The organism is Pseudomonas sp. LBUM1668 (assembly GCF_059695715.1).
In genome coordinates this window covers 3,225,328-3,244,722 of sequence record NZ_CP166787.1, presented here as the reverse complement: position 1 = coordinate 3,244,722, position 19,395 = coordinate 3,225,328, and the positions used below count along the sequence as shown (strand labels likewise).

The following is a 19,395-nucleotide window of genomic DNA, read 5'->3' as shown; positions in this document are numbered from 1 at the left end:
CTTGCCCAATGGGTGTCTGCAGGTATGCTGATCGCCTGCCGAGGAGATAGAGATGGCCTACGATTTTGACCTTTATGTGATTGGTGCAGGTTCCGGCGGTGTGCGGGCTGCGCGGTTTGCTGCCGGTTTCGGCGCGAAAGTAGCGGTGGCTGAAAGCCGTTATCTGGGCGGGACGTGCGTCAACGTGGGTTGCGTGCCGAAGAAGCTGCTGGTTTACGGCGCGCATTTCGCCGAAGACTTCGAGCAGGCGTCCGGTTTCGGCTGGAGTCTGGGTGAGGCGAATTTCGATTGGGCGACGCTGATCGCCAATAAGGATCGCGAGATCAATCGCCTCAATGGCATTTATCGCAATCTGCTGGTGAACAGCGGCGTGACCCTGCACGAAGCGCACGCGAAGATCGTTGGTCCGCATGAAGTCGAGGTCAACGGTGAGCGTTTCACCGCGAAAAATATTCTGATCGCTACCGGTGGCTGGCCGCAGATTCCAGAGGTTCCGGGGCATGAACATGCGATCGGTTCCAATGAGGCGTTTTTCCTCAAAGAACTGCCCAAGCGTGTTTTGGTAGTGGGTGGTGGTTATATCGCGGTCGAGTTTGCCGGAATCTTCCACGGTCTCGGCGCCAACACCACATTGCTGTATCGCGGCGATCTGTTCCTGCGCGGCTTTGATGGTTCGGTGCGCAAGCACTTGCAAGAAGAGCTGACCAAGCGCGGCATGGATCTGCAATTCAACGCCGACATTGCGCGCATCGACAAGCAGGCTGACGGCAGTTTGAAAGCCACGCTCAAGGATGGTCGAGTGCTGGAGGCTGATTGCATTTTCTACGCGACCGGTCGCCGTCCGATGCTGGACAACCTGGGGCTGGAAAACACCGATGTTCAACTCACCGACAAAGGTTTCATCAAGGTCGATGAGCAATACCAGACCACGGAACCTTCGATTCTGGCGTTGGGCGATGTAATTGGTCGTGTGCAACTGACGCCTGTGGCATTGGCCGAGGGCATGGCGGTGGCGCGGCGTCTGTTCAAGCCGGAGCAATACCGTCCGGTGGATTACAAGATGATCGCGACGGCAGTGTTCAGCCTGCCGAACATCGGCACGGTCGGTTTGACCGAAGAAGAGGCGCGCGACGCGGGTCACGACGTGGTGATCTTCGAGAGCCGTTTCCGGCCGATGAAGCTGACCCTGACTGAGTGTCAGGAGAAAACGCTGATGAAGCTGGTGGTCGACGGCAAGACTGACAAGGTTCTTGGCTGCCACATGGTCGGCCCGGATGCGGGCGAAATCGTCCAGGGCCTGGCGATTGCGCTGAAGGCTGGCGCGACCAAGCGCGACTTCGACGACACGATCGGGGTGCACCCGACGGCCGCCGAAGAGTTTGTCACCATGCGTACACCGGTCGGCGCTTAAGCGTCTTTCGGTTTGGCCGAGTCTGGCGCTGCCGCAACGGTAGCCGCCAGACGCAGGCTGTCTTCCAGACTCGCTTGAGCCTTGGTCAATTCCTTTTCCAGTGACTGATTCAGCAGCGTCTGCTCTTCGACGCTCTGCTTGAGTGTCTGGCTTTCCAGTGTTGCCACACGCAGACGTTCCTGGAGGAGGGTGCGCTCGCTGTCAACGCGAGTGGCTTGTTCGAGCAGTTGATCTTGTCGCTGGTTGCTGTGCTTGAGCTGGTCTTGCATCAGGCTGAGTTCGCGTTGAGTGCCACGGTTCTCGGTGAGCAAGCGTTCGTTGTCGCGATGCAGTTGGGTAATTTCATCCTGGCGCACCAGCGCGCTTTGCTGCGCCTGACGCAGCTCCGCCTGAATCTGCTGCACCTGGCCTTCGTGGCGGCTCTGTTCCTGCTCGCGCTGTTCCTTGGTGGCGTTGCGGTAGTGCTCCAGCGCATCGCGGGCGTGTAGGTGCTTTTCTTCCAGCGAGCGGATCTGCTCGTCCTTGTCCTGCAAGCGCAATTCAAAGTCGGCCAATGCCTGATTCAGCCCGGCATTGCGGGTTTGCTCGGTTTGCAGCATCGAGCGGGTGCTGCCCAGCGCTTCCGATTCGCGCTCCAGTGCCGCGCCTTGAATCTCGTGCTGATGCTCCAGTTGCTCGAGAGCGTGGCGAACCTGTTTCAGTTCGGATTCGAGTGCCTCGCGTTGCTCCTCAAACTGCTCGCGAGCCTGTTCGATGGGTTCTTGCGCCTGCTCTTTAAGGCGCTGAGCAAGGCGCGAAACCAGTGCGGTCAGCTCGTCATCAATAGGCTCTGCCGACGCTTCGATTGGCTGAGCGCCGTCATCCAGCTCTTTCAGATAACGATGGATCGTGGTTTTCGAGCCGGTATTGCCCATTTCAATGCGTACTGCATCGATGCTCGGGTGTTCGCCGCGGGCCAGGATCGCTGTGCGCGCGATCTGAACCAGTGCTTTGGTAATGCCGCCACGGGCCATGTGAACTCCTACGGTTACGTACTGTGGTACATGCCACTAAAGTACTCAGTGTACCATGCTGAAAATAAAGTTAAATCTTTGATATTAAAGAGGCGGGATATAATGGTATTACCCAGTGTCAGACGGCAAAATGCGTTTCGATACCCTTGAATCAGTACGCCAGCGAGAAAACAGCCCATGATCGATCTGGATCGCTATCTGCAAGCCGCCACCCGTGACAACACCCGCCGCAGCTATCGCGCCGCCATTGAGCATTTCGAAATTACGTGGGGTGGATTTCTGCCGGCCACAGCCGACAGCGTTGCGCGGTATCTGGTCGAGCATGCGGGTGTGCTGGCGATCAATACGTTGAAGCTGCGTCTGTCGGCGCTGGCGCAGTGGCACAACAGCCAGGGTTTTGCCGACCCGACGAAAGCCCCTGTGGTGCGCAAAGTGTTCAAAGGCATTCGGGCGCTGCATCCGGCGCAGGAAAAACAGGCCGAACCTTTGCAACTGCAGGATTTGCAGAGAGTCATCGAATGGCTGGAGCAGGAAGCTCAGGACGCGAAGGCGCAGCAGGATCGTCCGTCATTGCTCAAGGCTTATCGGGATCGCGCGCTGATTCTGCTGGGCTTCTGGCGTGGCTTTCGTAGCGATGAGTTGTGCCGCTTGCAGATCGAGCATGTGCAGGCGCACGCCGGCAGCGGCATCACTTTGTATCTGCCGCGCAGCAAGGGCGATCGGGAAAACCTCGGCCAGACGTATCAAACTCCGGCACTGCTCAAACTCTGTCCTGTGCAGGCTTATATCGACTGGATCAACGAGGCTGCGCTCGTGCGCGGCGCGGTATTTCGCAGCATTGATCGCTGGGGCAATCTGAACGAGGAGGGCCTGCACGCCAACAGCATCATCCCGTTATTGCGCCAGGCGCTGGAACGCGCCGGGATTGCCGCCGAACGCTACACCAGTCACTCGTTGCGACGCGGCTTTGCAACCTGGGCCCATCAAAGTGGCTGGGACCTTAAATCGTTGATGAGTTACGTCGGCTGGAAGGATATGAAGTCAGCCATGCGCTATGTTGAAGCCAGCCCATTCCAGGGGATGGCTCGGATTACGGATAAACCGGTTACGCCCTAGAGATCGTTTTCTTCTATTAATACAGTCAGCTAATAGCGAAAACAAATCAGCAGCATCAGGTTTGCCAATGAGCCATCCGTCGAGTGAGTGGGTAGGATTCACCCCATCAACTTCATAACCCCTGACGGAGAGTCATCAATGCCTATCATCAACAGCCAAGTAAAACCGTTCAAAGCTACCGCGTTCAAAAACGGCGACTTCGTTCAAGTCTCGGACGCTGACCTGAAAGGCAAGTGGTCGGTCGTGTTTTTCTACCCAGCCGACTTCACCTTCGTTTGCCCAACCGAGCTGGAAGACCTGGCTGACAACTACGCTGCTTTCCAGAAGCTGGGCGTAGAGATCTACAGCGTTTCCACCGACACCCACTTTGCTCACGCTGCCTGGCACAACACTTCGCCAGCCATCGGCAAAATCCAGTACACCATGATCGGCGACCCGACTCAGGTGATCTCCCGCAACTTCGACGTGCTGATTGAAGAAGCTGGCCTGGCTGACCGTGGCACCTTCGTGATCAACCCTGAAGGCCAGATCAAAATCGTTGAACTGAACGATGGCGGCGTTGGCCGTGACGCTTCCGAGCTGCTGCGCAAGATCAAGGCTGCTCAGTACGTTGCTGCTCACCCAGGCGAAGTTTGCCCAGCCAAGTGGAAAGAAGGCGAGGCCACTCTGGCTCCGTCCCTGGACCTGGTCGGCAAGATCTAAGTCCGTGACACACAACTCAGGGCGGAACTCCGCACCTACTTAAGTTAGCTGCACCGCCCAATAAAACGCCCGGGCTAGATTCGCTCGGGCGTTTTTTTATGTCTGAAACAAATCAAAGGAAATCGCCCGTATGTTGGACGCCAATCTTAAAGCCCAGTTGAAATCGTACCTGGAACGGGTCACCCAGCCGATCGAGATCGTTGCTTCCCTCGACGACGGTGCGAAATCCCGTGAAATGCTTGACCTGCTGAAAGACGTTGCCAGTCTTTCGAGCCAAATTACTTTGATCGACAGCGGTGACGATGCTCGCAAGCCATCGTTCTCGATCAACCGTCCGGGCGCCGACATCAGTCTGCGTTTCGCCGGTATCCCGATGGGCCACGAATTCACTTCGCTGGTACTGGCCCTGCTGCAAGTCGGTGGCCACCCGTCGAAAGCCAGTGTCGAAGTAATCGAGCAGATTCGTTCGCTCAAAGGCGAGTTCAGTTTCGAGACTTATTTCTCGCTGTCCTGCCAGAACTGCCCGGACGTCGTTCAGGCGCTGAACCTGATGGCCGTGCTTAACCCGAACATCCGCCACGTCGCCATCGACGGCGCGCTGTTCCAGGACGAAGTCAACGATCGCAAGATCATGGCCGTGCCGAGCATTTACCTGAATGGCGAAAACTTCGGCCAGGGCCGCATGGGCCTGGAAGAGATCCTCGCCAAACTCGACACCGGCGCCATCGAGCGTCAGGCCGAGAAAATCAGCGCCAAGGAAGCCTTTGACGTGCTGGTCGTCGGCGGTGGCCCGGCCGGTGCGTCGGCGGCAATTTATGCTGCACGCAAAGGCATCCGCACCGGTGTTGCGGCTGAGCGTTTCGGTGGTCAAGTGCTGGACACCATGGCTATCGAGAACTTCATTTCCGTGCAGGAAACCGAAGGGCCGAAACTGGCCACGGCGCTGGAAGAACACGTCAAGCAGTACGACGTCGACATCATGAACCTGCAACGCGCCGACAAGCTGATCCCGGGTAAAAATGGCGAGCTGCATGAAGTCCGTTTCGCCAGCGGTGCGACCCTCAAAGCCAAGAGCGTGATTCTGGCGACCGGTGCGCGGTGGCGTGAAATGAATGTGCCGGGTGAGCAGGACTATCGCAACAAAGGCGTGGCGTACTGCCCGCACTGCGATGGCCCGCTGTTCAAAGGCAAGCGTGTCGCGGTGATCGGCGGCGGTAACTCTGGCGTCGAAGCAGCCATCGACCTGGCGGGTATCGTGGCTCACGTGACGCTGCTGGAATTCGATGTGCAATTGCGAGCCGACGCCGTGTTGCAGCGCAAGCTGCACAGCCTGCCGAACGTTACCGTGATCACCAGTGCGCAAACCACTGAAGTCACCGGCGACGGCCAGAAGGTCAACGGCCTGCGCTACAAGGATCGCAACACTGATGAGTTGCGCACTGTCGAGCTGGAAGGGATTTTTGTGCAGATCGGTCTGCTGCCGAACACTGACTGGCTCAAAGGCACCATCGAGCTGTCGCCGCGTGGCGAGATCATTGTCGATAACCGTGGCGAGACGTCGATCCCGGGCATCTTCGCTGCAGGTGACGTGACCACTGTGCCGTACAAGCAGATCGTGATTGCAGTGGGCGAGGGCGCGAAGGCTTCGCTGAGCGCTTTCGATCACTTGATCCGAACTTCGGCTCCGGCGTAAACGCCAGGCCTGAAAAGACAAAACCCCATGAGCGATCATGGGGTTTTTTATTGTGCGTGAAAATGCAGCCCCTCACCCCAGCCCTCTCCCGAGGGAGAGGGAGAGGGTTAGGGTGAGGGGATTTTCGCCTTTCACATCGGCGCAGGCTGAATGATCTCGACCCAGTAACCATCCGGATCCTTGATAAACGCCAGGCTTTTCATGCGGCCATCGGTGAGGCGCTTCTGGAAATCACAGCCCAGCGTTTCAAAACGCTCACACGCTGCGACGATATCCGGCACCGAGATGCAGATGTGGCCGAAACCACGCGGATCAGTGTTGCCATTGTGATAGGCAAAATCAGCATCGTTTTCGGTGCCGTGGTTGTGGGTCAGCTCAAGAATGCCCGGGATCGACTTCATCCATTCGGTGCGAGCAGCGGCATCGGCCGGGATCTGCGCCTTGTCGACCAGTGCCAGGAAATACAGGCTGAATTCCGCTTCCGGGAAGTCGCGCTTTTCAACCAGCGAGAAACCCAGCACGCGGGTGTAGAAATCCAGCGACTTGGTGATGTCCTTGACGCGCAGCATGGTGTGGTTGAAAACGAAGTTGCGGGTTGCGCTGTCTGGCGTGGCGGTAACGCCGGGGAAAGTGTTCAGTTCGTGCAGGCTCATGGGCCCTCCAATAACTATGGGCGAGTGATGGGCGCAATGATACGCATGCCTGCCGGCATCGCCAAATGAAAGGGCAGGCTTGCCGTGCGCGCGGCCGGGGCTCAGACTTTGCGGCTCTATCTTCGAGTGCGCCCGGCAATGATCCGACTGTTTAAAACTCCGTTAGTTTTCTTAGGCTTGTTTCTGGCCGCCGCTACCGTGTTTGCCGAAGAGCCGAGCATCACCTGGCCCGCAGGCTGGGAGGTGGAGGCACTAGCCGATACGGCACCGCAGGTTTCTCGCCAGCGGGCGGTCAAGAACGATGCCGATGGCAATCAGGTGATGGTGATGGAGTTGACCATGACTCAGGTTGAAACGGGTCATCAAGTCAATTTGCAGGGTGTTTTGCTGGAAATGCGCAAGTCGATACAAAAGGACTTTTTCCGGGGTGGCTATCAGAGTGTCTGCAACAAGGTGCATCCAGCGACGCTCGGTTCTTTGTCTGCGCTGGAGACGACTTGCACGGTGACCGAAAACGGTCGGCATGTGTTATCGCAAACACTGGTGGCGGCGGTCGCGGCGGATAAGGCCTATGTACTTTCCTATGCTGGTCAGGCCGAGGCTTATAAGGCGAGCGCAGAAGAGATAGTCGCGGTGAGAAACAGCCTGAAACTTTAGGCTCTGTACTCTTCGCGTCGTGTTAGATGCCCAAAGGGATTAAGCACAAAGTTTAACGTTGGCGCCGCTCGCAACATGATGCTGCAGATTGTTTAGGTTTTTGACTCAGTAACGTTACACAAGAGTGGGAACTTGCTCGATGAAATTCATTTCATTTGTTAGATATTGTCAATAAAAAAGCCCTGCGTCATGCAGGGCTTTGATGGGTGCCGGATTAACCGCGCAACCAGGAATCAACAGTGCCTGCACCGTACTGTTCCTTCCAGGCTTTCAGGCCGCGGTGGTTGCCGCCCTTGGTCTCGATCAGTTCGCCGGTGTGCGGATTCTGATAGACCTTGACCACGCGAGCGCGGCGGGTTTTTGGTGCTGCAGAGCTTTGCAGCGAGGATTTGGCCGGATTCGGATCGAGAATGGCGATGATGTCTTTAAGGCCCTTGCCGTAGTTTTTCATCAGCCCCTGGAGCTTTTCTTCGAATTCGATTTCTTTCTTGAGCCCGGCATCGTTCTTCAGCGATTCCAACTGCTTGAGCTGTTCCTGAAGGGCCTTTTCAGCTGCACGAAATTCAGCGAGTCTGGACAATATCTTTACTCCAATAGTGTATTTGGCTGATACCAACCGCAAACAAAGCTTAAAACTGGAGCCTTGTAGCGACTCGGTGATAAGTGGCTCGCCTGCCAATCTTTGCACAGGCAAGAAAAATTGTAGTTGTTAATGCGTCAGGAGTAAATCCTGATGTTGTCCTCATGTAACCGTAGTGGTCTTTTGTATCAATTTTGTGCGCCTTGTCGGCGCATCTCGCTTAAGCCCATTTAGTTAATGGTGACTTAATGCACTAATGAAGTCTGCTGCCGGCATGGGTTTGCCGTACAGATAGCCTTGCAGGAAGTTAACGTTATGCGCGGTCAGATAATCGGCTTGTGCCTGTGTTTCGACACCTTCGGCAACAATGCCCAGATCAAGCTTGGCCGAGAGTTCGATGATGGTGTCCAGAATGTGCCGCGAAAGCGCGTCGACGCCGATCATGGCCACAAAACTCTGGTCGATCTTGAGGAAATCCACATTGAATTTGCGCAAGTAACCGAGGCTTGAGTGCCCGGTGCCAAAGTCGTCGATGGCGATCATCACGCCCAGTGCATGCAGTTGCTCAAACAACTGGCGCGTGATGTCGGTGGGTTCGATCAGCTCGCGCTCGGTCAACTCCAGCACGAGGCTAACGCTGTCGGGCGCAAAAGCTGCGAGAAACTCACGGCAATCCTTGACCAGTTGCAGATCCCGGCAATGGCTCGCGGTGATGTTGATGCCGATGTGAAACGGCGCGGCAAAGGTCGATGACTGGGGCCCGAGCAGCGCCGCTGTTTGCCGCATCAAGGCGCGGGTCATCGGTACGATCAGCCCGGAGTGCTCGGCGAACGGGATAAACAGGTCCGGGCGCACCAGGCCTTCCTTGGGGTGATTCCAGCGCATCAACACTTCGGCGCCCGACCATTTCTTGCTGTCGCCGTGCACCACGGGCTGGAAGTACGGAATGAACTCGCCGGCCTCCAAAGCACGTAGCATTTCATGGCTCGGCGAAGTCGAGCGCTTCTGCACGACATGGCCGATGGCGCCCGACACCACACCAAAGAACATCAACAGGCTGAACAATGGCGGGTACTGTTCGGCCATGTAGCGCCAGGTTTCGCCCTTTGGAAAACCCGCCGACACGCTGAACGCATGGCGCGAAGAGTCCAGCATTGTTTGCGCCACTGGCAGCGCGGGCAGGACGCCTTCGCGGACCTGGCCATTGGCTGACATCCAGTTATCACCCACCTGCAATAACAGCAGTGTTTGCCGGCCGATCAGTCGCAGCATGTTGCTCAGGTGATAGCCATCCAGTGTCGTCAGAGCACCGCCGCGACCTTCGCTGAGTCGATACACCAGCAGCGCGGTGTTGGGTGTGACCGGATTGCCGTTCATCAACCACAACTTGCCCTGAACATAGTCGCCTGCTCTGACGGCTTCCTTGAACTCGCCGAACAAAGAACTGCAATAGAGATTGTTGTCCCACACCAGATTGGTCGAGCGCACGAAAGGGCGGCGGGTCACTTGCTCGCGCAGGGCCAATTTGACGGATTCACACGGTTGTCCGGCCAGTGGCAGCAGATCCCGGGCCGCCTGGGCTGTGCTGTCGAGCATCAACTCGAACTGGCGCAGCGCTTCTTCGGCAGTCTTCTGTGAACTCTGCGCAAGGGTGCGCTCGGCCTGCATGTACAGAATCACGCCACCCAGCAAGACTGGCAGCAGGGCACTGAGCAGGGTGATGGCGATGCGCACGCTACGTTTGCGGCGAGGTCTGACGGTCAACGGCATGGGCGCATCCTGTCGCGAAAAAGTGAGGCTCCCGAATTTGGTCCGGGCACCGGCGCACCGCTGAAAAACACTTCAGCCAGTGCGCAGGATAGATGGCAGATGACACTTGCGCCGCTCATTGCGGATTCAAGCGTTTTGCCAACGCAATAAAGGCGAGCGCTGCCGGTGATGCCTGGCGCTGGTCGAGGACGGCGAGACCGACTTGGCGTTTAACCGCCGGCGACAGCGGTATTTTTACGTAACCGGCATTTGGCGAGTCTGGCAACGAAGCCTCGGCAATCACGGTGATCGCATCGCCCCGGCTGACCGTCTCGAGCGTACTGAGCAATTGCGAACAACGATAACGAATATTCGGTTGCAGGCGTGCGGCGTTGAACAATCGCGACACCAGTTCCGACGACCCTGCCTCGGTCAAAATGAACGGATCAGCGCAAAGCGCTTTCAGGCTCAGCTCGGATCGTGTTGCGAGGGGATGCGCAGCGGGGAGCAGGGCGACCATCTGATCTTCGATCAAGGCAAAAGTGTCGAAACGTTCTTCGGGCAGCACCACGAAACCAATGTCGATCCGCCGCTCTTCCAGCCACTGGATGACTTGCCGATCCGGTCCCTCATCAATATGCACCTCGATGCCCGGATGGGCCTGGCGATAGTGCCGCAGAATATTCGGCAACAACTTGATCGATGAAGTCGGGCCGAACGAACCGATGCGCAGCGTGCCGCGTTTCATGCCGCGGGCATCAGCGGCTTCCTGGCGCATCGTATTGGCCAGACCGAGCATGGCGCGGGCGCGCAGCAGCAATTGCTCGCCGATATCGCTGAGTTCCACTTGCGACTGATGCCGGCGCAGCAGTTCGACGCCAAGTTCCTGCTCCAGCAACTTCATTGCGTGAGACACCGCCGACTGTGAGATCCCCAAATGATGGGCGGCGAGCGTGAAACCGCGCAGTTCGGCCACCTGAGAGAATATCTCCAGTTGAGTGAGGGTCATGAGTGAATGCTCATTTTACGATGATCAGGAATGAAGCGAATGATACGCCATCTTGTCCTTTTTCCTTTTGGAGTGTCATGCGAAACGTTGAGCGAACCCACCTAACTCCAACCGAAACGCCGGTTTATCTGACATTGGCAGCAGTCACCATGATATGGGGTGGAACATTTGTCGCCGGGCGCTTTCTGGCTGGCAGCCTTAATCCGATTTTCGCCGCCAGCCTGCGATTTCTGCTGGCCAGTGCCGCGTTACTGGGTTTTTTATGGCTGGCGCGGATTCCGTTGGCCCGACCTTCGGTGCGGGAGTGGCTGCAGTTGGCAGTGTTGGGGTTCTTCGGCATCTTCTTTTACAACCTGTGCTTCTTTTATGGTTTGCAGTACATCAATGCTTCGCGAGCCTCGTTGATTGTTGCGTTGAATCCCGCGGTGATAGGTCTCGCTTCCTGGCTGCTGTTCAAGGAGCACCTTGGGCGCGGGAAAGTCGCTGGCATCGCAATCTGCATCGTCGGTGCCGGGCTGGTGATCGTCAGTCGTAATCCGCAATTGCTGGCTGCCACGCCGGACGCGTGGATCGGCGACTTGCTGATTCTGGGGTGCGTGCTCGGCTGGGGGGGTTATTCGCTGTTTTCCCGACGCCTCAACCAGACGCTGGGCCCGGTGCAGACGGTGACGTACTCGATCCTGATCGGCACGGCAATGCTCTGGACGCTGGCAGCAGTGCGTGGCGAATTGAGTTGGGTGGTGCTGATTGAGCTCGGCACACCGCAGTGGCTGAGTCTGTTCTACCTCGGTGTCTTCGGCTCGGCACTGGCCTATATCGGTTACTACGATGGCATCCGCAAAATCGGTGCAACCCGCTCTGGCGTGTTCATTGCCCTGAATCCATTGACTGCGGTGATTCTCGGCGCCTTGTTGCTCGGCGAACAACTGACGCCGGCCATGGGCCTGGGTGGCGTACTGATCCTGGCGGGCATTTACCTGTGCAACAAACCCCTTGCACCGGCGCCAGAAAAGCGGATTTTATAGAGAGGGCAGACAAACCCTGTTTACGCTGTGTAGAATCGGGTTACGCATACAATAATAATCGTCTTCTGGCAGCAGAAGCCTCGCCCGCAAGAGCCTTGGGTCGACAATGAAGATATTCGGGTTTCAACTGATCTACGGTGACTTCCTCGCCCGCAGTGTGCGTGGCATCTCCTGTGCGCCACCCACTCACCTCATTACTGACAAATAACCCTGGTTAATTGATAAGAATGATGAGGCGTCACCATGGCAGATTTATACGAAAACCCAATGGGCCTGATGGGCTTTGAGTTCATCGAGCTCGCATCGCCGGTCCCTGGAACTCTGGAGCCGATCTTCGAGATCATGGGCTTCACCAAAGTCGCCACCCACCGCTCCAAGAATGTGCACCTGTATCGTCAGGGCGCAATCAACCTGATCCTCAACAACGAACCGAACAGCGTAGCCTCCTACTTCGCGGCCGAGCACGGCCCGTCGGTGTGCGGCATGGCGTTCCGCGTCAAGGATTCGCAGCAGGCCTACAAGCGCGCACTGGAAATCGGCGCCCAGCCGATCCACATCGAAACCGGGCCGATGGAGCTGAACCTGCCGGCGATCAAAGGCATTGGCGGCGCGCCGCTGTACCTGATCGACCGTTTTGGCGAAGGCAGCTCGATCTATGACATCGACTTCGTGTTTATCGAAGGTGTTGATCGCAATCCGGTCGGTGCCGGCCTGAAAATCATCGACCACCTGACGCACAACGTGTATCGCGGTCGCATGGCTTATTGGGCGAACTTCTACGAGAAGCTGTTCAACTTCCGCGAAATCCGCTACTTCGACATCAAGGGCGAATACACCGGCCTGACCTCCAAAGCGATGACCGCGCCGGACGGCATGATCCGCATCCCGCTCAACGAAGAGTCGTCCAAGGGCGCTGGGCAGATCGAAGAGTTCCTGATGCAGTTCAACGGTGAGGGCATCCAGCACGTCGCGTTCCTCTCCGATGACCTGATCAAGACTTGGGATCACCTGAAGAAAATCGGCATGCGCTTCATGACCGCGCCACCGGAAACCTATTACGAAATGCTCGAAGGCCGTCTGCCGAACCACGGCGAGCCGGTTGATCAACTGCAATCGCGCGGCATTCTGCTCGACGGCTCATCGGAGCAGGGCGACAAGCGACTGCTGCTGCAGATCTTCTCGGAAACCCTGATGGGCCCGGTGTTCTTCGAATTCATCCAGCGTAAAGGCGATGATGGTTTCGGTGAGGGCAACTTCAAGGCACTGTTCGAATCGATCGAGCGTGACCAGGTTCGCCGTGGTGTACTCGCGACCGAGTAAGCGATAAAAAAGCCTGGCATCGGCCAGGCTTTTTCAGATCAAAAGATCGCAGCCTTCGGCAGCTCCTACAGGGGATTTACCTTCCTGATGTAGGAGCTGCCGAAGGCTGCGATCTTTTGCTTTTTACGGTCTGCGCTGGCGCATCAGATGCTTGAACCCTTCAAACACCAGCACCACAACCGCCAGCCAGATCGGAATGTAGGTCAGCCACTCAGTGGACTTGATGCTTTCACCCAGGATCAGCGCCACACCCAGCAGTAACACCGGTTCAACATAACTCAACAACCCAAACAGACTGAACGGCAACAACCTGCTGGCAATGATGTACACCACCAGCGCCGAAGCACTGATCAACCCGAGCAGCGGAATCAGCCACATCAACCCCGGATATTGATTGAACACGTCCAGGCCTTGCTCACCACTCTGCACAAACCAGTACGCGACCGGCAGCATCAGGGTCATGTCGACCCACAGCCCGCCGAGGTGGTCGGTTTTCAGGTATTTGCGCAGCACGAAGTACAGCGGATAGCCGACCACGACCACCAGCGTCGCCCAGGAAAATCCGCCGACCTGATACAACTCGTTCAACACGCCCAGGCTTGCGAAGAACACCGCGACCTTTTGCAGGTACGACAGGCTCTCGCCATAGGCAATCCGCCCGGTCAGCACCATGGCCAGCGGCAGCAGGAAATAGCCCAGCGACACGTCGAGGCTGTAACCGTTGAGCGGTGCCCACATGAACAGCCACAACTGCACGCCGAGCAACGCAGCCGAGACGATCAACCCGCCAATAAGTTTTGGCTTGCCCGCCATCAGGCGAATCAACTCCAGCACCCGCCGCCATTCGCTGGAGACCAGCATGAACACTGTCATACATGGCACTGTCAGGAGCATCCGCCAGCCGAAAATCTCCACGCCGCTCAACGGGGTGAGCAACGAAGTGAAGTAGTACATGACGGCAAACAGCACCGAGGCTGTAACCGATAAAGCGATACCTTTAGACAAACTGTCCTCGCGGGTGGGTGATCAAACGGGGCGCGAAGGATACGTGGTTTTTGTGCTGAATATTGCTCGAGTGCTCAATATTCCACACATCCGATACGGCGGTGGGTCGAATCCATTGTAGGAGCTGCCGCACGCTGCGATCTTCTGATCATGCTTTACCAAAACAGAATCAAAGATCGCAGCCCCTCCTGCAGAAAGCTTACCGAGTAGCCTTCAACGGATTACTGAAGCGCTTGAGGTACATTTGGCCGAGCTTGTAAGAGGCATAGTCGGTCACGTGGCCAATGTCACGATAGACCGGAAAACCGTCGATGACCGTCGCGCAATTGCCGTCCTGGCATTGAACACCTTTCGGATCAATAACAATCAAGCTCGGGTACTCATCCTGCAGTTCGCTGAACAGTTTCGCCAATACCGGATCTTCGCCACCCGACCATGGTGAGGTGGCGCACAGGCTGCTCTGCTCGGTGCTTCCCATCCAGCCCCGCAACTTGACTCGTTTCAACAGGCATTCGTTGATACCCGCGGGCATTGGCATCGTGTTCATCAGGAAGAGGGGCGTGGCGCCCGACTTGATGATGATATCCAGGGCTTCGCGGATCGCCACGCCGAGGCGTTGTCGGGACAGTTCGAGGCTGCGAGGGTCATCCTGTTTCGTGACGATGTCAGCGTTCAGGTAGGCCTCCCAGAATTGGCCAACGATCACGTACTCGAAATGGCTTTTGCTGATCAGGTCGTAATATTGCCGAGCGGCGGCATGGCACTTTTGATACAGCCCGCCCTTGTATTTTTTCGCGTCGTAGAGGTAAACCTTGGGCAGTGCCAGGCACGCCGGGTAACCCTGTGCGAGTGCCGACAGGTTGGCGTCTTTAGCCAGCGTTTCAACAAATCCCCAGTAATGGTTCGAAAACGAATCACCCAGTAGAAATACCTGCGGGTCCGCCTGGGCGGCACCCATGATGCAACCAAGGTCGGTTCCATCACTGACACCCAGGCACTTTTCCCGTTGGGCGGGCACATAAGCCTTCAGACCACTGAAGACCTGGATCGAATCTTCGCCAAAACGCTCGGGCCATCCATCGTGCTTCTTGCCGGAAGTGTGCAGTAACGAAAGTCCGATCGCGGGCACCAGCATCAGCAATATCAGGGTTTTGGTAAAGCCAGCCCTTGGCTTGCGGAATCTGTTTTCGATAAGGACGAACGAAAGCCAGGCAATCACAAACGTGGCGGCGAAGTAGATGACTGTGACCATCGGCGTAAGTGTGATGCCGATATAGGTCACGAACGCCAGGATTGGCCAGTGCCACAAGTACAACGAGTAGGAGAGGGTGCCGATAAATACCAGCGGTTTGAAGGCCAGTATTCTGGAAGTAATGCTGGCATCGCCAATGCCCCGAAAAAGCAATGCTGCGGTCGCGATACAAACCGCTATGGCGTGGTAACCCGGAAACCCCGCGAGGATATCTTCTCGCGTCGCGCAGTAGAGAATCGTCGCCAGCGCAAGCGCACAGACCAGCGATGCACTCAACCGATTGAGCCTGAATTTGTCCGTGCTGAAAATCACCGCACAGGAGCCGATCATCAATTCGAAAATTCGAGCGGTAAAGAGGTAGTAGTTTTTATCCGCCAGTGTGTGAGACCAGTACAAGCCCAGCGCCATTGCCGCCACGGTTAAACCAAGAACGGTCGCCTTGAAGGCTTTTTTCGCCACATAGCGGTTGAGCAGCCAGATGCCCAAAGGCAAGACCAGATACCACTGCCACTCGATGGCCAGCGACCAGGTGTGCAGCAGAGGCAGGGTCGCCGCATCGGGTGTGGCATAGCCGGTTGTCGCGTTGGAAAAATACTGGTTAGAGAGGAGTAACGAGGTGTACTTGGCGCTTTTCAGGAAATCGACATAGTCATCGGGCAAGTAAAGCAACGTGGTGATGATCAGTGTGACTATCAGCAACGCAATGATGGCCGGCTGTAATCGCCAGATACGACGGGCGTAGAACCCCGAGAAGCTGAACGTCCCATTGTCCAGCGACTTCATGATGATCGAGGTCGTCAGATACCCCGAGATCACGAAGAAGATATCCACGCCTATATAGCCCGACGGAAACAACGTTAAACCGCCGTGAAAAATCAACACCAGCAGAACGGCAATCGCCCGCAGCCCGTCTATGTCTGCGCGGTATTCAATGGCAGGTTTGCGATGCTGGGTCGCAGAGGCCTGTGCCGAGGGAGAGGGGGCTTCTGCGGTTTTATCATTGGCGCCGAGTGCTTTATGCCATATCGCGCGCAAAGGCTTCCATGCAAACTCAAAAGGGCGATTGAGCATTTACTTATCCTGAAACAGTCTCGAACGATCTGATTTGTTTTTTTGATTGCGCTCAATTCATTGGAAAAAAGCGGGATGCGCAGGGTATCAGAAATGTTACAGAGATTTTTTCAATCGCCTGCGATCGGTTCCGGCCTTGCAACGAAACGACTGGCGTAGTCGTCCGAATAATGGCTCTCCGCGAAGCAGCGGGGCTGCAGAAACTCTCGCGAGACTTTGATCCGTTCCGAGCCGGATCTAAAATGAAAACGGCCCAACAAAGGGCCGTTTTTGCACTCATTGAAGCTTAAGCGCGCAACGTCCGCGTCATGCGCAACGCCAACAAACTCCCGCCAACAATGACAGCTGCCAACAGATACAACGCCGCATCCGTCGATCCGGTGCAGTCTTTCACCCAACCCACCAGGTACGGGCTGAGGAATCCGGCCATCTGCCCCATCGAGTTGATCAACGCCAACCCACCGGCAGCAGCGCCCGCACTCAACATGGCCGTCGGTACCGGCCAGAACATCGGCAGGCCGGTCAGCGCGCCCATGGTCGCGATGGTCAGACCCAGGATAGCGATAGCCGGGTTGCCGGCGAAATTCACCGCAATGACCAGGCCGATCGCACCCATGAGCATCGGTACCACCAGATGCCAGCGCCGCTCTTTGCGCAGGTCCGCAGAACGGCCGACCACCAGCATGAACACGGCCGCCAGCAGATACGGAATAGCGCTCAACCAGCCGATCACCAGGTTATCGCTGAAACCAAGGTTCTTGATGATCGACGGCAGCCAGAAGTTGATCGCGTAGACGCCGCTCTGGATGCAGAAGTAGATCAGGCCGAACGCCCAGATCGCCGGGTTCTTGAACACTGCCAACAGCGAATCGGTGGTGGTTTTCGGTTTGTTCGCCAGGTCCTCGGCTTGATCCGCTTCCAGTACTGCACGCTCGTGCGCGGTCAGCCATTTGGCGTTGGCAAAACTGTCGCTCAGCAGGAAGTAAGCGAGCAGGCCCAGCACCACGGTCGGAATGCCTTGCAGCAAAAACATCCACTGCCAGCCGGCCAAACCGCCCTGGCCCGCCGCGAAGTGATTGAGAATCCAGCCCGAAAACGGGCTGCCGAGCAGACCGGACACCGGGATCGCCGACATGAATAGCGCCATGATCCGGCCCCGGCGGAAGGTCGGGAACCACTGCGAGAGATACAGCACAACGCCCGGGAAGAACCCGGCTTCGGCCGCACCGGTAAACAGGCGCAGGGTATAGAACTCGGTCGGCGTGGTGACGAACAACAGGCAGGTCGACAGCGTGCCCCAGGTGATCATCATCAGCGCAATCCAGCGCCGAGGACCGAATTTGGTCAAGGCCAGATTGCTCGGTACGCCGCACAGCACGTAGCCGATGAAGAAAATCCCGGCACCGAGGCCGTACACGGTTTCGCTGAATTTCAACGCGTCGAGCATCTGTAGTTTGGCAAATCCAACGTTGACCCGGTCGAGGTAGTTGAACAGGTAGCAGATGAAAATGAAGGGGATCAAGCGGAGGGTAATGCGTTTATAAACGGCGTTCTTATCGTCGTCGATGGTCTGGGTAGCTGCGGCGCTCTGCGACATAGCGGCTCTCTCTTTATTATGATTTTTTGCGATGCAAAGGGTAACGTTGATCGCCCTGAGAGTCTCGGCCACCTTCGGCCGGATTGTCTTTGTGCCTGAGCACAGGGTTTGCCACCAGACCCTGTGCGGGTGACCAACTGTCCGCGCCTGTTTAATAGGATTTCAGCCGTTATGTTCGAACTCGATCACGACCTCGCTCAGGACATCGTCGACCGGGCCATGGCCATTTTGCCGTACAACGTCAACGTCATGGACAGCCAGGGCTTGATCCTCGGCAGCGGCGAGCCGGAGCGCATCAACACCCGCCACGAAGGTGCGCAACTGGTGCTGGCCAACGGTCGCGTGGTCGAGATCGACGCGCCGACTGCCATGCATTTGAAGGGTGTGCAGCCGGGGATCAACCTGCCGCTGTGGCTCGATCAGCGCTTGATCGGTGTGCTGGGCATTACCGGCGAGCCAGAGCATCTGCGCACTTACGCCGAACTGGTGCGCATGACCGCCGAAATGCTGGTGGGCCAACGTAATCAGCAGGCCGAGCAGCAATGGCGGCGCCAGCGTTGCGATGACCTGCTGGCCTTGCTGCTGAGCGAAGCGGGGGATTCACCGCGTCTGGTCGACGAGGCGCAGCAACTCGGGCTCAAGCCGCAATTGACGCGTGTGCCGTATCTGTTCGAGTTGGGTCTTGAGCACGGGCCGGGGCAAACGGTCGAAGCGCTGAGTGCCTGGCTGACGTCGCGGTACCCGGACAGTTGGTGCGTGAGTTCGGCCAAGTCGTCGCTGCTGTGGTGTCGGCCGGCCAGTCAGCACGTCGAGCATGATCGCCTTCTTGAAAAGCTCGACGGCCTCGGCTGGAAGATCCTGCGCATCGCCGTCGGCGGGCAGGCGGATGGTCTCACCGGATTGCGCCGTTGTTATCGCCGGGTCGGTGATCTGCTCGCCTATGGCCGCGAGGTGTTGCCACATTCGCGCCTGTTGACCCTCAATCGCTATCGTCTACCGGTCATGCTCTGGCGCCATCGCAACGACGATGCGCTCGACGAACTGCTCAAACCCCTGCGCAAGGTGATCGCCAAGGACGGCAACGGACAATTGCTGGCGACATTGCGTAGTTGGTGTGATCACGATGGCCAGAGTCAGGCCTGTGCCGATGCGTTGGGGATTCATCGCAACAGCTTGCGCTACCGAATGGAGCGGATTGCCGAGATCAGCGGGGTGGATCCGCTAAGGCTGGAGGGGATGTTGGCGTTGTATCTGGGTGTGCAACTCCTACCCCAAACAGACCCGGCTCTCTTGTAGGAGTTGCCGCAGGCTGCGATCTTTTGATGTGGTTTTTCAAGATCAAAAGATCGCAGCCTGCTGCAGCTCCTACAGGCCTGTGTTTGCAATGGCCCCCTGTGGGAGCTGGCTTGCCAGCGATGGGGTCGGAACATTCAGCAGCAATCCCGGGCCTTTTGTAGAAATGAACAATAAACGCCTGCGCCACTTGTGCAGCAGACAGGCGTCAATGCGCATGCCGACTGGCAGCATGAAGGGCATTGGAAC

At 57.1% G+C, this 19,395-nt stretch carries 16 protein-coding genes; 8 read left to right on the top strand and 8 right to left on the bottom strand.

Going from position 1 to position 19,395, the window contains the following annotated elements:
- The first annotated feature begins 52 nt into the window (after positions 1 to 52).
- Positions 53 to 1,411 (top strand): glutathione-disulfide reductase, encoded by a 1,359-nt coding sequence (gene gorA / locus ACA061_RS14495; protein WP_497299468.1) that lies wholly within the window; start codon positions 53 to 55, stop codon positions 1,409 to 1,411.
- Here gorA and ACA061_RS14490 read toward each other — a convergent pair.
- Positions 1,408 to 2,424, bottom strand: a complete 1,017-nt coding sequence (locus ACA061_RS14490; RefSeq protein ID WP_210552833.1) for a DNA-binding protein — start codon at positions 2,422 to 2,424, stop codon at positions 1,408 to 1,410. The two genes, gorA and ACA061_RS14490, sit on opposite strands and share 4 nt — an antisense overlap.
- Before the next feature lie 177 nt (positions 2,425 to 2,601).
- Here ACA061_RS14490 and ACA061_RS14485 point away from each other — a divergent pair, with 177 nt between their 5' ends.
- The 3 genes from ACA061_RS14485 (at position 2,602) to ahpF (ending at position 5,935) form a co-directional block, all read left to right on the top strand.
- Positions 2,602 to 3,540 carry a site-specific integrase gene (locus ACA061_RS14485; protein WP_497299467.1) on the top strand — a complete coding sequence of 313 codons (939 nt, stop codon included), beginning with the start codon at positions 2,602 to 2,604 and terminating at the stop codon, positions 3,538 to 3,540.
- Between the two features lie 138 nt (positions 3,541 to 3,678).
- Positions 3,679 to 4,242: an alkyl hydroperoxide reductase subunit C gene (gene ahpC, locus ACA061_RS14480; protein WP_007958941.1), complete on the top strand. Its 564-nt coding sequence runs from the start codon at positions 3,679 to 3,681 to the stop codon at positions 4,240 to 4,242.
- A 130-nt stretch (positions 4,243 to 4,372) separates the two neighbouring features.
- Entirely contained in the window at positions 4,373 to 5,935 is a 1,563-nt protein-coding gene (gene ahpF / locus ACA061_RS14475; protein WP_497299466.1) for an alkyl hydroperoxide reductase subunit F, read from the top strand.
- Between the two features lie 131 nt (positions 5,936 to 6,066).
- Here ahpF and gloA read toward each other — a convergent pair whose 3' ends face one another.
- Positions 6,067 to 6,588 (bottom strand): lactoylglutathione lyase, encoded by a 522-nt coding sequence (gene gloA / locus ACA061_RS14470; protein WP_210552831.1) that lies wholly within the window; start codon positions 6,586 to 6,588, stop codon positions 6,067 to 6,069.
- Between the two features lie 138 nt (positions 6,589 to 6,726).
- On the opposite strand from gloA, the gene ACA061_RS14465 reads away from it, so the two are divergent.
- The gene (locus tag ACA061_RS14465; protein ID WP_497299465.1) at positions 6,727 to 7,245 is read left to right on the top strand and encodes a DUF4946 domain-containing protein; all 519 of its coding nucleotides are present in this window, start codon (positions 6,727 to 6,729) and stop codon (positions 7,243 to 7,245) included.
- Between the two features lie 214 nt (positions 7,246 to 7,459).
- Here ACA061_RS14465 and ACA061_RS14460 read toward each other — a convergent pair whose 3' ends face one another.
- From ACA061_RS14460 to ACA061_RS14450, 3 genes are all read right to left on the bottom strand, one after another.
- Positions 7,460 to 7,825 carry a histone-like nucleoid-structuring protein, MvaT/MvaU family gene (locus ACA061_RS14460; protein ID WP_150603796.1) on the bottom strand — a complete coding sequence of 122 codons (366 nt, stop codon included), beginning with the start codon at positions 7,823 to 7,825 and terminating at the stop codon, positions 7,460 to 7,462.
- A 234-nt stretch (positions 7,826 to 8,059) separates the two neighbouring features.
- On the bottom strand, positions 8,060 to 9,595 hold the full coding sequence (locus ACA061_RS14455) for an EAL domain-containing protein (RefSeq protein WP_497299464.1): 1,536 nt from the start codon (positions 9,593 to 9,595) through the stop codon (positions 8,060 to 8,062).
- Between the two features lie 115 nt (positions 9,596 to 9,710).
- Positions 9,711 to 10,583 (bottom strand): LysR family transcriptional regulator, encoded by an 873-nt coding sequence (locus tag ACA061_RS14450; RefSeq protein ID WP_210552829.1) that lies wholly within the window; start codon positions 10,581 to 10,583, stop codon positions 9,711 to 9,713.
- A gap of 77 nt (positions 10,584 to 10,660) precedes the next feature.
- Here ACA061_RS14450 and ACA061_RS14445 point away from each other — a divergent pair, with 77 nt between their 5' ends.
- Both ACA061_RS14445 and hppD read left to right on the top strand, forming a co-directional pair.
- Positions 10,661 to 11,608, top strand: a complete 948-nt coding sequence (locus ACA061_RS14445; RefSeq protein WP_497299463.1) for a DMT family transporter — start codon at positions 10,661 to 10,663, stop codon at positions 11,606 to 11,608.
- A gap of 243 nt (positions 11,609 to 11,851) precedes the next feature.
- The gene (gene hppD, locus ACA061_RS14440; protein ID WP_042559338.1) at positions 11,852 to 12,928 is read left to right on the top strand and encodes a 4-hydroxyphenylpyruvate dioxygenase; all 1,077 of its coding nucleotides are present in this window, start codon (positions 11,852 to 11,854) and stop codon (positions 12,926 to 12,928) included.
- 123 nt (positions 12,929 to 13,051) lie between these two features.
- Here hppD and rarD read toward each other — a convergent pair whose 3' ends face one another.
- From rarD to ACA061_RS14425, 3 genes are all read right to left on the bottom strand, one after another.
- Entirely contained in the window at positions 13,052 to 13,933 is an 882-nt protein-coding gene (rarD, locus tag ACA061_RS14435) for an EamA family transporter RarD (protein ID WP_210552827.1), read from the bottom strand.
- A 199-nt stretch (positions 13,934 to 14,132) separates the two neighbouring features.
- A complete protein-coding gene (locus ACA061_RS14430) occupies positions 14,133 to 16,256 on the bottom strand; it encodes an acyltransferase family protein (RefSeq protein ID WP_497299462.1) in 2,124 nt (707 codons plus the stop codon).
- Between the two features lie 286 nt (positions 16,257 to 16,542).
- Positions 16,543 to 17,853 carry an MFS transporter gene (locus tag ACA061_RS14425; protein ID WP_497299461.1) on the bottom strand — a complete coding sequence of 437 codons (1,311 nt, stop codon included), beginning with the start codon at positions 17,851 to 17,853 and terminating at the stop codon, positions 16,543 to 16,545.
- Between the two features lie 171 nt (positions 17,854 to 18,024).
- On the opposite strand from ACA061_RS14425, the gene ACA061_RS14420 reads away from it, so the two are divergent.
- On the top strand, positions 18,025 to 19,149 hold the full coding sequence (locus tag ACA061_RS14420) for a sugar diacid recognition domain-containing protein (RefSeq protein WP_150615503.1): 1,125 nt from the start codon (positions 18,025 to 18,027) through the stop codon (positions 19,147 to 19,149).
- Positions 19,150 to 19,395: the final 246 nt, after the last annotated feature.